Source organism: Bacteroides sp. AM37-9 (assembly GCF_003603455.1).
GTDB classification, from domain to species: Bacteria; Bacteroidota; Bacteroidia; order Bacteroidales; family Bacteroidaceae; genus Bacteroides; species Bacteroides xylanisolvens.
The window spans coordinates 64,665-79,607 of sequence record NZ_QTNF01000029.1 but is presented as its reverse complement, the minus strand read 5'-3'; the positions used below and the strand labels follow the sequence as shown (position 1 = coordinate 79,607).

The following is a 14,943-nucleotide window of genomic DNA, read 5'->3' as shown; positions in this document are numbered from 1 at the left end:
AAATATAGACCTATACTACAAAAATAAGCCACGGATATTTGCAACTGTGCCATAATATGTCATAATTATTACATGTGATTTTATAGTATTAAAGCAAAATGGGGATGCTCTCACTAACACCTTATCGAGAAGCATCCCCTTTAACTTAAGAGAAAATTTATTTCACAAGAGATTTAGTCTTACTAATATAAGTTTTCTACTTCCGGCTTGTTGTAAATGAGCGAGCCAAAAGTTCCCGCAGGGCGTTTCAAAGGTACAGATGGTACTCTAATGATTTCATCTTTTGAAGAACGTGTCAAACCAGTTCTTCCACTACGTTTCACCGGTTCTCCTGTAGTCGGATCCACCCCTTGAACATCGCATAGTGCCCAATACAATGGATAATTAAAATCAAAATTGTCCCAATCTCCGAAAGCATAAGGGAATACATTATCAATATCATCTTCATAGCTTGAGTTTTGATTATTCAACATGACATCCGGGTCAATACCGTCAGCATAATCTCCCCAGTCTTTTGCATTGAAAGAACGGAAAGTAATCGGAGCAAATTCATAATATTTATTTCCATATTTATATTCTTGCACTTCCATTCCTACGTTCTTTCCTTCCGTGCGGCTACCAAATAATTTCACAGGAAAATCTATGCCTCTTAATCCACTAATTATCAATTCACTGGCGGAAGCCGTTTCTTCCGAACAGATGATTCTTACAGATTTAAGATTTAGATCATCACCATCTCCAAAACGGATATATTCATCTGCACCGGAATTACGTTGCATTCTCATAAATACATCCGAACGATGTGATGTACCAGCGATAGAAGCGGCTAAATAACGAGCTAATTCAACAGAACCTCCATTGTTAAAACGTAAATCCAAAATCAAATCTGTGATGCCCTCTGCCTTGAACTGTTGAATTACATATTTCAAGTCTTCCGCAAAATTCAAATCAAAACCTAGATAAACTAAATAACCGATATTGAATTTATTCTCTTTTTTGTCTTTGATAAACATTGAATTCAAGATAGGACTATTATTGTAACTACCAGTGGTTAATGTAGTAGTACCATCCACCAAATCATAGTCGCCCCGGCTTTCATCAAGGATTTTACGTCTATAGCCGATCTTAAAAGTTTCACCTCCACCTGCATAAAACAAAGTGCTCATATATTGCTGGTAATTACTCTTATTCAAAGTCGTACCATTTACAGCAACGATTACGTCACCCCGTCTCAATCCGGCTTTTTGAGCAGGAGATTCTAGATATACATATCCAATGGCTAATCCAATAGTAGTTTTATCCGGCATGTAAGAAGAGAAAAACGTTCCAAGCCCCGATCCTACAACACTTGTTGCACGAGTATTTGCACGAGTTCTACTGGCACCAGTTTCCATAATATAAGAATAGATATAACGCTTGCCTGCATTGACTGAAAATGCACGATAAGTTCCGCCATCCTCTATATTGGTTTTCATTGGTAAAAGATAAGTTGACAGAAAATTATCATAAGAAACCGATGCATAATCTACATCTAGTGTATTATATTCTTCTTTAAAGAGATAATGTTCCTTCAAATATTTATCCATATACTCATTAAGAGCTAGATCTTCTGCCGCTCCGGATCCTCCTCCTTGTGTGATAGTACATACTGTAACAGGAGTTTTATATCCCTCCACTTGTACAACCACAGTCAATACTCGCTCTTTTCCAGATTCGTTTTTATTAATTTTCACCTTTACTCCCCCTTTACCGGCAGCAGAGTTACCACTGGTATTAGTTATAGCAGCCCAATCTGTTCCTGTAGAATATTGTAAAGAAGGAGTCCATTTTCCTGAAGCCGTAAACGAAATCTCAACAGTCTCTCCATAAATAGAAATCGTCTTTTCCGTTTCAGTACCAATCGCAGTGATTCCATTATCAGTATCACCGACATCTCCCCCGTCGTCGCTATCCGAACAATTACTGAAAGTAATCAGACACAAGGCAAGCAATACTATACTATAAAAGCTATTAAATAAGTTTTTCATCTATCATTATTATTAAATTAGAAAAATTAAAAAGATTATTGTGCCGGAGCTTCTACTACGGTTTTAGAAACCTCATAAAAACGTCCTTCTTCATCCATCCAGGTTACATTGATATTAGTAGGTAATGTTCCGTAAGCACTTCCCGAATAAGTAGTTGTTTGTTTTACTCCGTTTTTCATTACATACCTGATTTGTTCATCATACATACCAGTCAGATAATCTGCCGGCCCGGCAAATACATAAAATACTTTGCAAGCAGACTTAGGTTTCACAGTGTAAGAAACGGTATAGAACTTATCTTTTTCTATCTTGTCAATCGTCACTTCCGGCACACTGGCATTCCATAAGTCCGCATCTCTGTCTTTCCTTACAAAAGTCGGTTTTGCACTAGTATACTCCTTCTTTGCTATGGTTGACGCAGGATTACCATCAGCATCAATAGCTATCATGAACAGTATATATTCTGTATTAAACTCGACATCCTCAATGGTCAATTGATGATTCTTCAGTTCAGCGGCAACAATTTCAGTTACATCACTATTCATCACCAAAGCCTGTTTGACCGCTTCTTCATTTCCCCAATACGGATAACTATTTGTGAAGTCTTTCAATTTCATGTGAACATAACGGTATTTTACCGGATTCCCGGTTGGTGTCAACGTTAAAGTTGTAGATAGAACACTTGCCTCTATTGCCACATCTACCGAAATTGAAGGATTATAAGATATTTCTTTGGAGTCAGCCTGTATTTTCACTAACGAACCGAGCTGACCTTTTTCATTCAAAGCTACCGCAACAATAAAACCTTTTGTTCCCGGGTCTAAAGAGATCCTTTCAAAGTTTTTTGCCTCTTTGGAAGAATCCCCGCTTTTGATAAGGTAAGAGATTACGTCCTTGTCGGTCGCATAATTGGCCAAAGTCTGTTCTTTCATATAAGAATAATAGAACTTATAACAACCTGTTCCGGGAGTAATAGTCGCACTAATGCTTGAAACCGTAGTAACAACACTACTAATATTTATCGCCGCTGTCCCGTCATACGTCAAGGCAGGAACTGCAATTTCAACCGCCACCAGTTCTTCTGTCTTATAGCCCTTCTCCTCCTTATAAGGAATGGCCCAAAGTACATACGTTGTTCCCGGTATTACTGTCGGAAGAAAATCTAACACCTTACCTTCCAACGGCCCGGTATAATCTGAAAACTGTTTGGTTCCTCCCCCATAAGCCAGATCTTCAATAACTCTTTCGGGTGAATAATTCGGCTTATCTAAAATCCCTGTATAATAAACGTCACAACCCTTTCTGATCGCAGAAACCGTTGCACCTTCAAACGTTATATCCGAAACCTTCAGTTCTACTGTTGCAGCAGTCTTAATCACGCTGGCAATCACGTCATCAGGCAAATATTCACTACCAGCTTCAGATGGAGGTACTGCCCAAATCATATATGTCTTTCCGGCTTCAGGATCCTTACCTATCAGTTCTGCCAATGGAACTTTATCAAGAGCCTCTGTCTTCATATACATACGGGCAACATATCCATTCACTAATTCAGCTACAGCCTCTGCACTATATTCATTAATTTCCAGCACTCCCAAATAATACATTTCTATACCACTCGTTAAAGTAGTAGAAACCGTTTGGCCCTCAACAGATATAGTAACAGGAGCCTCACCTATTATCACCGGAATCTCCGAGATTATGCTCTGCCCATTAGACGCAACAGCCATTACTGCCACTTTGCCCCCCGTTTCTGCATACTGATTCTCTGCCACAGGAGCAGTAATAGTCAGTCCCTTTCCTGTCAGTGAAACTTTCCAACCATCAGGCTTCGTTACGGTATACTTCGAAATACCACTCATTTCAACTGAAATCAGTTTCTCCTCGCCGTTTGCAAAATATTGTTTTCCTGATAATATCTCACATTTCAATTCCTTAGATTTCGACAACTTTAATATTGTGCCATCCTTCAGAGTAAAATACGCATAATCATCATCCTGACTAACTCCACTAAAAAGAGAGGTATCTCCTGTTCCTTCACCAGATGCGTAAACACCAGTAGACTCCCAAGTCTTTCCACTATCCGTAGAAATCTCCCACTCTTTCGTGTTCGTATTAATGCGAATCTTAGGAGCGGCAGCCGTTACAGGCATCATTTTTCCTTCTCCATCTTTCAAGAATGTCTTTTTACCGTCTGTACTAGTTATTCCCCAATAATAGATACCATCCTCTTCGTTCTTTATCACGGTTATTTGCGGAGCATCCTCCCCATTTTCACCATTACGAATAGTTACTTCCGTCTTATCTGAAAACTTAATTGTATAACTTCCGTCTTCATTCTCCAACACAGAAGCGATTGATTTATTTTGAGATAAAGCATCAGTCAGCGTCTTCAATGTGGAAATATCTGTCTGTACACTTTGTAACGAAGCTTCCAACTTATCCATGCGGTCTTCCAGACCGGAAATTGAGTTTTTTAAATCATCGTCATTATAACATGACGACAACATTACCACACATACTGCCAGGAAACATACATATTTCCCCATACTACATAAAAAATATTTTCTTCTCATATCTATGATAATTTAGATGATTAGAGAAAACCGCACGACAGACTTTCACGCTATCGTGCGGAATAATTGTGCCAATACTATATTATTTGGCGTGAGGATGTTTACCCAATTTTTTCAAATCAAGATAAATAGTACTTCCGCTCATCATCGCACCAGGAGTACTCTTATCCACTTTTTCCTTAATAATCGTATTTGCAGGAATCCGGTTATCTTTCTTCACTACTTGAGGTTTCACTGTTCCCTTTATTCCCTCCTTCAACTTCGGAGCATCCGGGAATAATACGGAAGGATCAGTAATGATACCTTTCTCTTTATCATAGAATACTGTATAAAGATCGCCAATCACTTCATTTCCATCAGCATCGGCACCAATAGGTACACATAGGGCAACCAGTCGTTTGGCTTCACTTGTCTTATCATATGATTGAGTAGTTGAGTTAACACCAGATATACCATAATCTAGACACTCTTCTTTCCATACATCCATACATTCCTGGTAAGTATAATCACCACTTGCGGAATAGTTATCTTCTGTTATGGCATAATATAGTTTGGCAACATCCTTCACAATAGAATACTGAACTGTAAAGTTACCCAAATCACTCATGTAGGCATTCAGTTGTATCGTCGGATTCGGACCTGCCACAATTGCTTCAGTGGTAGCTTTTACAATCTTCACATCCGTCAATACGCCATTCCAGTCTTCAGCCATATATGCAAATATATATTCGGTAGCCGGGTCTAATCCTGTCCAAGTGAAACTTTCCACCCCTCCTGTTGCATCAGCAGGCCATACATTAGAGTCTTCAGACAATAAATAATTGATTAATTCCGCTTTATTAGCATCTTCCAGTAAATCCGGTGTCATAATATACTGATGATAGAATACGGCTGTTTTCTGATTATATGAATAATTCAGTTTCAGACTTGTACGTCCCGGATCAGTGATCGTTATATCAATATCAGCTTCAGATGCATCCGGAGTATCAGTAATACGCGCTTTGGTAGAAAATGAAGCATGCTTTACTTCTTTGGATAACTGCCCATACTCATTACGCCCAATGTAAGCCACGACATAAGGAGCATCAGGAAGCAAATCAAATTGGAATTCTGTACCTTTATAGGAACCTTTTTGAGCAAAATTCGTATTTTTCACACCCCATCCTTCCTGGTCTAGAGTCCGTGCTAAAGTAGTCATGGTTGCTTCATCTGCATTTTCATAAGGAGCCCACTCCGAAGCCTTAAATATACGATAAAACATGGCTACGCAATTATCTTCCATTTCCACATTCATATCAACCATGGAAGCACCAATCCTGCTAATTTCCAGTTTGCACTCTGGTAATTCTGCATTCGGGCCTATTTCTTTCAAATGAAAGTCCTGACGGACATACTCACCCGGAGTCTTGTTCTCATCCAGTCCGATGCTGGTAGCGGTTATCATTCTTTTTGCATCTGCCGTATAACCGAAATCTACCGTATAATACAATTCCTCTTGAGGAACCTGTGCATCTTCCGCTTTTTGAATCCAGTGTCTCATAAAGTCTATATACATCGACTTTCCATACGTATTTATAAATGCATCAATAGGTTCTGAATCTCCACAGAATTGATAAAAATATTTACTATCCGTATTGGGGAGGTATTGGATACCGACTGCATGATAACTTGTAGTAACATCAATATCCACACGAGGAGTGCCTATTACACTCTGAACTGGTGTTTTTAGATAACAGATTTTCATATCCGCCGGATTCTGTCCGCCTTCATCATTACAACCGACTGTTATAATCAGGTATTCCGCTCCCGGTACAATCTCCGATTGAGCATATTTGGAATTTACCCAGTCAAATTCTGCATTCGGATAACTATCTCCTAAAGTAGATCGACTAAACGTATATGCACCTGCACCTTCAGAATTATAAATAGCCTCCATTATTAAATCTTCCACTTCCTCCTCTGTTGCCTGTACTCCTGCCCCTACACTTTCCAACAGGTAATTGTACATGCGGCATAAAGGATATACATCCAACCGATAAGATTGGACTTTAGAACCCGGAGTACACTCAAATACAAAATTATGTTCAGTGTTACTGGTAACTTTTATACCTACTCCTCGTTCGCCGCCGTCCACTTCATTTTCAACCCATTTGATAGGTGTAGGGTTTGGAGGAAGCGGCACATCCGGATTCACAGGTACATCAGGTTCTACACTCGGTTCATCACCATCCGAACACGAAAGGATCATAGAACTTATCACAAAGATAAATCCCAACATGAGTAATAAACTAAATAAATTCTTCTTCATAATTAAAAGTGATAAATGTAATTAATCATTTACATATTCATAATCGGCATCTCCATCAATTGCCTTGCAGACAGCCAAATTATTTACATATCCGTTTTCATCAGTAACCAATGCATAAAAAGAAAGATTCTCCGCATTCCATTCTTCTTCCATTATAACAGTATAACTCCTGCTCGACTCCTTACCGGTCGCTATATATCCCAATTTATCGCCATCAACGGTAGCAGACAGTAATTTACGTACCACATGGTTATGTGTGTAATCACGATAAATTCCCCCGTCATTCTGTTGGTACTTCAATCCGTTTTCTACCGCATATAAAATCAAACGATATTCAGCGTCTTTTTCTGACGTAATCCTCACTGTCACATCAGCCTGTCCGTTATATTGTGACTGGATGGCCACTCCACATGATGCGGGATACTCCTCCAAAGACTCATTAAATATAGCCCGCATGACACTATAGTTTTCAGATAGTCCCATTGTCCCACGCATATCAACCACGCATGAAGGATAACCGGAGATAGCAAACTTCCTGGAAAGAATCGATGACTGTTCAATTGTCATTGGATCGGCACTTGTCCCATCAACATGAAATGACATCAGATAAACAACTCCCTCATAACTCGAATTTATCAGATAGTTCAGGCGAGTCATTCCTGCCGGACACATGGCGCACCAAGTTCCGGTGAACTCCATAGCACAAATACGTTTTACAAATTTGGAAGGTGTACCTGGTACAGCACTCGCAACGACCGTTACCAGCTTGGATACATAGTTACCATAAGATGCTTCAAAAGCGTAGGTTCCGGCTTTAGAAGTAGAAAAGGTATTTCCATCCAAAGTTTGTCCGTCCATCACGGAACGGATGATTGCATCAGCAGTTACATCTATTCCCGCATGCATTACCGTAAAGGTTATAATATCCTTTCCGTCCGCAGTCAATGTATTTTTATCGACGCTCAAAATCACTTCTGTCTGCTCCGAATCATCGGAATTGCCTGAACAGGAAATCCAGCATATTCCCACACAGCACATACAGACCAGCAATATTATTTTATAGACATTTATATACATAACTCTTCTTTATTCGTTATACAAGTAATCTGCTGATTCTCCAAGTTTACACTCATTTACATTGTTACACGTATAAGTCTTTCCTCCATCCAAAGTTGTCAGCATCGACACTATCACACGCATATTATCCACATTCCATCCCGGTTCCAACTGATAAGATCGTTGCATGGTAGATTCTACTCCCGCATTTACTTCCCCATTGAAACGGTCGCCGTTCAACGATGTGGACACCACTGCACGCACCACATTATTATGTGTATAATCATTCGCACCATTCGTTTGAAAGTATTTGATTCCATCCTCTACCAGATAAATCAAACAACGATAAGTGTTTGTTACGTTGGAAGTTAATTTGGCAGTAATCTTCACTGTACGGTCAGAAGCATTATACACAGACTCAACAGCTACCCCACAAGAAGCCGGATAGTTACTTAATTCTTTCTGAAGCTCTTCTTCAATCTGGCTCTTGATACTGATCATTTCTTTAGTACCCTTACGCAGATTGTAAAAGAAACGGGGCAGTCCCGAGAAATTACCGAGAATATTAGTCCGGTAATTATTGGTAGCTGCTGTACTCATGGGATCCGTCATTCCTCCGAAATCCATGTGGAAAGAAGCGATAGCCAATCGCCCCGGTTGTTCAGTCTGAATTGCTTTCAATGTAGTGCTAAGCGCCGGACAGGCCTGGCACCCGACAGAAGTAAACTGCATCCCCAGTAATTTATGATAATAGCTGGTTCCTCCTGATACGGGAGCAACCTGAACGGTCACTTCATTTTCACTGACCATTGCTTTTCCTTCATAATAGCGGGCTTTAAAAACATACGTACCCGGCACTGAAGTGCTGAAAGCACGAACACCATAATCCAGGTTTTCCTCTCCCGATTCCTTTACCAAAATCAGGTTCATTGTACTTTCTTCACTTACATCTTTTGTACCCAGTTTGACCGTGAAGGTCACTTTCTCTACTCCATCTGCCTGTATAGCCGTCTTATCAGCTGTAATACGCAAAATGCCGTCATCCGTCCCTCCATTCTCCGTTTCGTCCGAATTGCCGGAACAGGATGACAGCATTGCTAAACAAAGGATCATTACAATTGGTAGAATTGTCAAGTATAATTTCCTCATAAGTCTTAATCATTATAGAGATAGTCTATGCTACCATTAATCGAACATTCGGTTATATTATCCACCATATATGCGTCATCCACTTTACGCAATGCATAAACCACTACACGCGATGTGGCAGGATTCAGGTTCTTTGCATTAGAGATGCTGAAAGTTGCGGCAGTGTGCTCCTCGTTTGCACTCACAGTAAACCGTCCGTCGGTTGACATCGACAGGTAATTGTTGGAAATAGCTCTTACTGTATAATCATACGAGGCCTCATTTCCTCCGGATGCTGTTAAGCCATCAGTCACCAAGACATAAACAAGGTCATATTCTCCCCCCAAGCTCGACTTCAGTGCGGCATTCACCGTAATCTCACCCATAGAAGAATTATAAGATGTATTTACCTTAATTCCGCAGGTTGCCGGATATTGTCGGATTTGACTTTGTAAAGTCTGTTTAATAGCACTCACGTTCCTGTCTATCGACATGACTTTCAAGTCATAGATACAGGTAGGAAAACCGGACGCTCCAAAACGACTCATGATTGTGCTTGTCTGTGACAAATGGAACGGGTCAGTGGCGGAACTGCTGGAAGAATGAAAAGCCATTTTTACCATACGTCCCGGCATCAGTTCTTCCACTTTCTTCAATGCCGAAGTCATGGCCGGACAATAAGTACACCAAGTTCCCGTCATTTTGAAGACACCTACTTTACGATAGAAAAGTTCATAATTCTTACGATTCTGTGCGGTTACGGAAACTTCATCCGACTCCCAGTCCAGGTAATATGCCTTAAACTTATGTGTCCCGTTCTCTACTGCCGAGAACGTATTGGTCCGTCTCTCCAAATAATCACCGGTAGTTACATCTTCAAAATATACATTCTTCATATATTCGGAAGTCGTCAGTACTTTTCCATTGGCATCAGTCACCGTAAAAGTCGCCATATCTGTTCCATTGGCTTCAATCTTGGCTTTATCCACAGTCAAAGTAATAGGTCCTGTCACTTCGCCGTTATCCGGCTCTTCACCATTGTCGTCAGAATTGCCGCTGCACGCTGTAAAACATCCGCACAAGCATATCAGACTTGACATAAAAAACATTGTAAATTTTCTCATATTCTATATTCTAATTAATAAATGTTTCGATGAACTCAAAATGAAGTAGTTATAGTCAGATTAGCACCTGTATATTTAGGAATCGTCCGACAAACTCCACCAGAGCAGACGTATCCTTCCTTGTTACGACCATAACTCAAGGCTATACGTGTACGTGACTTGGCATAACTGGCTCCCACATTGTAATAATGGATTTTATCCTTGCCGTGATTATACATATCACTTCCGTAAATGCTCCATGCCGGAGCAAAATTTATCTCCAACAGAGCTGCCATCCAGTCCTTCTGATCTTCTTTTGTAGTTAGATATTGCAACTCCATGCGAGTTGAAAAAGAAGGTGTGAACTTATATTGTAAATCTGCTACAAAAATATTCGACAGATTAGTCGTTTTATTCGCTCCGTACGAAGGGCTATATTCTTGCATGGAATAAAGCAAGTTCATTTTGAATGACTTTGTCCATTGCTTTTCCACATCAACACTAAAGTCACGAAATGCCAAGTTACCTATCTGGGCTGTTCCTTCTTTTTCTAAAGCATAATAGGTAGAAAAGTTAGCGTGTAATTTCAAACCACGTTTACCTCCAATGACCGTTCCTCTTTTGAAATGATAAAAGATATCCAATTGTCCGCCCATCTCACCGCTAACTGCATTTGTCACATCTCCTATTTGTGGAGTATGAGGATGCAAGTTGGTCAGCATATAGGTATATTGCGTACTCATAGCCGGAACATAATTCAACAGATTCGAAGTCGAACCATTACCGGCAATAATCTCACTATTCATCCATTCCAAACGGCGCCCGGTCAGATTTACTCCCAACCCATTGCCGCTATATCCCAACTCCAGCAATTGCGCATTGGCACGTTTCCTCGCATAAAGTTTGTCATCATGAATGAAATTATAATATTTATTGCCACCATCCACATATTCACCTTTCGCTGTAAATCCGGAGCGTTCAAAATTTACCCGTCCCGAGAAGCCATTCGAATAAGGTTTTCCCCCTTCTTCTTCGAGGTCGATATTGATTTTCTCATACCGGTTCAATGCCCCTCCTTCGATACTCAAGGATGTATTTTGCCAACTAAGCATTTCAGATAAGGAGAAACTTACATCTACGCCACGTACTTGTGTATCGGAAAAGTCCATGCCAAAACGTGGAGTTCCCCAAATGGCCTTCAACCTTACAATATTCTTGTAATTGTAAGTAAAACGTGCTCCCATCACCGCATTATTCAAACCAAGCATACGGTCCTCCCAACTACGGAATAGCAGTCCACTCCCAAACTGCTCATAAAATGTACCCGCTGTTACGGAAAAATCCTTGTCGGCCCAAGATACGTAATAGTTGGTTAGTTTTGCTTTCTCCAATTCTGTCGGGTATCCCACCAGTACCGGTTCATAGGCTTCCAACTGTACACCTACGGCAAACTTACCTTGATAGTAATCCAGTTTCAGATAATTGTTCGAACCGAAATGATCTTCCGGAGATTCTGCTTTTGTCTTACTATCATCCTTGTAGTAAATCGTATTCGTTTCAAAGCTCCCTGTCAGATAACCTTTTTTGTTATCTTGCTGCGCATAGGTTAGAGTAGACGCTAACGCTACTAAAGCCAACACCTGAATTCTTATTCTAGTCATGTCATTGCGTTTATCTATGAATAATAACAGTTTCTATTTCTGTAGTTTTTTTATCGCTTTCAGTAGTTCCAGCTCACTTCCCGGCGCGTACCCGGTGTGTGAATAGACAATCTTCCCATCGGCATCCACTACATATACCTGTGGAGTCAGGCTCACATTCATAGCTCGCATGAATTCCTGATTTTTATCATACAACATGATAAAATCATCCCATCCATGTCCCTCTGCCAATGCACGCGCTTTAGCAGTAGAACGGCTGTCATCTGTCGAAACAGCTACAACACGGAATTTGGCTTCTTCCAACCAATCGGGCAATTGTTCATTTATAGCGTCCAATTCACGAATACAAGGTTTACAGGTTGTTGCCCAAAAAGAAATAATCATAGGTGTTTTGTGATTAACCAGGGAGGAGGTATTTACCTGTGCTCCTTTCGCATTTTCAACCTTGACTGATGGTATTTGTGCCATGGTACAAGTTAGAAAAGCGAACAACAGCGTAATGCAGACAATTAATGCTCTCATAAGTTCTTTTTATTTGTTATGTTAATAATCTTGTTTTATCTGATGTGTTCCATCTTACAGCCAAATAGCCTGAATTTCTGTATTTGTATCAAGCCGTCCTTATACATATCGCCTATCAAATTGGCATTCTCGAAAGTGACAGTTTTAGTTTCAACATCATATTCTCCACGATATACGTCAGAAGTACTTCCGTCCAAAGCTAGTCTCTTGAAACGAATAGTATACGGGCCATAAGAAGCGACATCTTCACCCGGCACAATGGACAGGTAGGTTTTCTGCGCCTCCGAATCATATTCATAATGCAACCGCCAACTAAATTCCCATTCAATATCATTATCCGGATCAAATCCATTCTTATTCGAACAGACCAGATAGTGCTCGTATGCCTCCGTGCCTTCTTCCGCTGTATTTACTCTTACGGAGAATCCCACTTGCACATTGGAAACATTGGTGGCAGAAGCCGTTCCGGTAAATATCCAAGTTCCTGAAAGCGTTTCATAAAAACTGGAATCATTGTCTTTGATAGTCACCGTCAGTCGCTTGTTCTCACCAATAGACGCCCCTTTCACATCGGCAATTTCAACATCAAAAGAACGGTCGTCATTAACAAGCTTGTCATCAACGGTCTTAAACTCAAAATTCATTGTTTCCTGCCCGGCAGGAATAAGTAACGTTTTGGTTGTGACAATATAGTTTTCATCTTCTTTGGCGTTATGATCTTTTAATTCGAACGTCACACGAATAGTTCCGGTATGTTCGCCCGTCACAACAACAGGCACAGTACACAAACCGGCAGATTCTTTCACCGTCATTGCAGTTTCCTGCAAGTTTACCGTAGCCGCTCCGGAATTAAACTGTTCCTCATCGTCCGAACAGGCGGCGATCAGAACGGCACATAGAAGAAGGGTGTATATTTTCAGATAGTTCATTTTACTCAAGTGTTTGATAATTTACGTTATTCATTGATTAATATCCCGGATTCTGCTGACCTGCCAATTGAGGGTTGGCATCCATTTCTGTTTTAGGAATAGGCCAAAGCATCCGCTGGTCATCCACAGGTTTATCCAGTCCGTCAGTACTTGCTTGTCCCGGGAAAAGCACCAGTCCTTTGCTTTGCGGTTTTCCACGCTTCACACCTTTCCCCCAACGTTTCAGGTCCATCAACCGGTATCCCTCACCTACAAGCTCCCGTTCCCGTTCGTTCATGATTTCATTTAATAAAGCTTCCTGATCGTAGGTTGCATCAGTCCATCCCTCGATTCGCGCTTTTTTTAATGCATTCAAAGCGTCATTACCCTTTTTCACAGCAGCTGCCGTTCCAATCTTAGCATTAGCTTCAGTGGCAATCAGATACATTTCAGCAATTCGGAATGGTTTCGGCTGATTCAAATAGCGTGTTTCGCTTCCTAATGCATTGTAATATTCATTGCCCGGATATTTATTAAAGAAATAGATGTCTGCCGCATTACCAGATGATACGGTTAAGTGATATTTTCCGAAATAAGACTTTAACCGGATATCTTTTTCATTGTATAAGTCAATCAGTGTTTGTGTAGGAATATAATCCTTCTTTGTAGTCGGATAACCGATAAAAATAGTCCCCAGAGGTACACCGGCATCGTCGGCACTAGTCATGGCAATCTGCCAGATGGTTTCCGTTCCCTTGTCATTCTTCCATACGCTTTCAAAATCTGTTGCTGTGTTCGATAATGGATATCTGTTCGAATTAACCAGGTCACCTGCATATTTGGCTGCATTTTCATAGTCGTCCATTTGCAGGGCAACACGCGCTTTCAAGGCAGTCACTACATCTACCGTGATATAATTCCCACAATTCTTGGGAGCCGTGTTGACTGTCACGTATGCACCATTAATATACCTGTCATAATCAGCAATGCCATTTTTTGCAGTCTCTATACGTTCTTCGGCTTCTTCGAGGTCCTCCAATATCTGTTTGTAAGTATCTTCCAATGAAGATCGTCCCGGATATTGGGTAGCAGAAAGTTTAGGCTCATATTTTACCTGAAGCGGCAGTCCCGGAGTACTTGCTGCGGTAGCTACATCGTAATCGCGGCAAAATAAAGTAGCTAGATAAAAGTAGCAGTATGCTCTTGTAAAATACGCTTCCCCCTCATACACATTAATCTGTTGTCTCTGGGTTTCAGTCAATTCGATTTCCGGATTCTCATCGATCTTACCTACCCCGTCAATAAAGAAGTTGACACGTCCGATAGCGGCATAGTAGTTCGACCAGATTGTTTCTACGGTAGAGTTGGTGCTCTCGAAAGTCCAACGGTGCAACTCACCATATTTATTAGAGAAATCCGCCACTGCATTAAAGGCATCTGCCTGAACTTCCGGAGCTAATACATAGCTTCCTCCTGTCAGTCCTAAATATACGGAATAGATACCGGCACGTGCTTCTTCAAAACCGACTATGGTCGTTAACGCTTCTTCTGTAGGAACAGCATCGTATGGCATTTTATCCATATCACAAGAAGTCACCCCAAGTGTCAGTATAGTCAATGCTATCATAGATATTTTCTTCATATTCACCATTCT

10 protein-coding genes are annotated in these 14,943 nt (G+C 40.6%); all 10 read right to left on the bottom strand.

Going from position 1 to position 14,943, the window contains the following annotated elements; genetic code table 11:
• Positions 1-182 precede the first annotated feature (182 nt).
• The 10 genes from DW862_RS18450 to DW862_RS18405 all read right to left on the bottom strand — a co-directional run bounded on the left by DW862_RS18450 (position 183) and on the right by DW862_RS18405 (position 14,931).
• Positions 183-2,027, bottom strand: coding sequence for a S41 family peptidase (locus tag DW862_RS18450; RefSeq protein ID WP_087323597.1), 1,845 nt, complete (start codon positions 2,025-2,027; stop codon positions 183-185).
• 35 nt (positions 2,028-2,062) lie between these two features.
• Positions 2,063-4,603 carry a PL29 family lyase N-terminal domain-containing protein gene (locus DW862_RS18445; protein ID WP_087323595.1) on the bottom strand — a complete coding sequence of 847 codons (2,541 nt, stop codon included), beginning with the start codon at positions 4,601-4,603 and terminating at the stop codon, positions 2,063-2,065.
• A gap of 82 nt (positions 4,604-4,685) precedes the next feature.
• Positions 4,686-6,911, bottom strand: a complete 2,226-nt coding sequence (locus DW862_RS18440; RefSeq protein WP_049702886.1) for a hypothetical protein — start codon at positions 6,909-6,911, stop codon at positions 4,686-4,688.
• Positions 6,912-6,932: 21 nt separating this feature from the next.
• On the bottom strand, positions 6,933-7,988 hold the full coding sequence (locus DW862_RS18435) for an Omp28-related outer membrane protein (RefSeq protein WP_117808897.1): 1,056 nt from the start codon (positions 7,986-7,988) through the stop codon (positions 6,933-6,935).
• Positions 7,989-7,997: 9 nt separating this feature from the next.
• Positions 7,998-9,116 (bottom strand): Omp28-related outer membrane protein, encoded by a 1,119-nt coding sequence (locus tag DW862_RS18430; RefSeq protein ID WP_118408588.1) that lies wholly within the window; start codon positions 9,114-9,116, stop codon positions 7,998-8,000.
• Between the two features lie 5 nt (positions 9,117-9,121).
• Complete coding sequence (locus DW862_RS18425; RefSeq protein WP_118408586.1) at positions 9,122-10,219, bottom strand: Omp28-related outer membrane protein; 1,098 nt, start codon at positions 10,217-10,219, stop codon at positions 9,122-9,124.
• Positions 10,220-10,254: 35 nt separating this feature from the next.
• On the bottom strand, positions 10,255-11,859 hold the full coding sequence (locus DW862_RS18420) for a DUF6029 family protein (RefSeq protein WP_118408584.1): 1,605 nt from the start codon (positions 11,857-11,859) through the stop codon (positions 10,255-10,257).
• Between the two features lie 33 nt (positions 11,860-11,892).
• Positions 11,893-12,381 (bottom strand): TlpA disulfide reductase family protein, encoded by a 489-nt coding sequence (locus tag DW862_RS18415; RefSeq protein WP_008640464.1) that lies wholly within the window; start codon positions 12,379-12,381, stop codon positions 11,893-11,895.
• A gap of 35 nt (positions 12,382-12,416) precedes the next feature.
• Positions 12,417-13,310, bottom strand: coding sequence for a Calx-beta domain-containing protein (locus DW862_RS18410; RefSeq protein ID WP_118408582.1), 894 nt, complete (start codon positions 13,308-13,310; stop codon positions 12,417-12,419).
• 37 nt (positions 13,311-13,347) lie between these two features.
• On the bottom strand, positions 13,348-14,931 hold the full coding sequence (locus DW862_RS18405; RefSeq protein ID WP_225449449.1) for a RagB/SusD family nutrient uptake outer membrane protein: 1,584 nt from the start codon (positions 14,929-14,931) through the stop codon (positions 13,348-13,350).
• Positions 14,932-14,943: the final 12 nt, after the last annotated feature.

What these genes read in the sequence shown, in the direction of transcription:
- DW862_RS18445 (WP_087323595.1), bottom strand. Translation starts at nt 4,603, where the DNA reads ATGAGAAGAAAATATTTTTTATGTAGTATGGGGAAATATGTATGTTTC.
- DW862_RS18425 (WP_118408586.1), bottom strand. Translation starts at nt 10,219, where the DNA reads ATGAGAAAATTTACAATGTTTTTTATGTCAAGTCTGATATGCTTGTGC.
- DW862_RS18420 (WP_118408584.1), bottom strand. Translation starts at nt 11,859, where the DNA reads ATGACTAGAATAAGAATTCAGGTGTTGGCTTTAGTAGCGTTAGCGTCT.
- DW862_RS18440 (WP_049702886.1), bottom strand. Translation starts at nt 6,911, where the DNA reads ATGAAGAAGAATTTATTTAGTTTATTACTCATGTTGGGATTTATCTTT.
- DW862_RS18435 (WP_117808897.1), bottom strand. Translation starts at nt 7,988, where the DNA reads ATGTATATAAATGTCTATAAAATAATATTGCTGGTCTGTATGTGCTGT.
- DW862_RS18410 (WP_118408582.1), bottom strand. Translation starts at nt 13,310, where the DNA reads ATGAACTATCTGAAAATATACACCCTTCTTCTATGTGCCGTTCTGATC.
- DW862_RS18405 (WP_225449449.1), bottom strand. Translation starts at nt 14,931, where the DNA reads ATGAAGAAAATATCTATGATAGCATTGACTATACTGACACTTGGGGTG.
- DW862_RS18450 (WP_087323597.1), bottom strand. Translation starts at nt 2,027, where the DNA reads ATGAAAAACTTATTTAATAGCTTTTATAGTATAGTATTGCTTGCCTTG.
- DW862_RS18430 (WP_118408588.1), bottom strand. Translation starts at nt 9,116, where the DNA reads ATGAGGAAATTATACTTGACAATTCTACCAATTGTAATGATCCTTTGT.
- DW862_RS18415 (WP_008640464.1), bottom strand. Translation starts at nt 12,381, where the DNA reads ATGAGAGCATTAATTGTCTGCATTACGCTGTTGTTCGCTTTTCTAACT.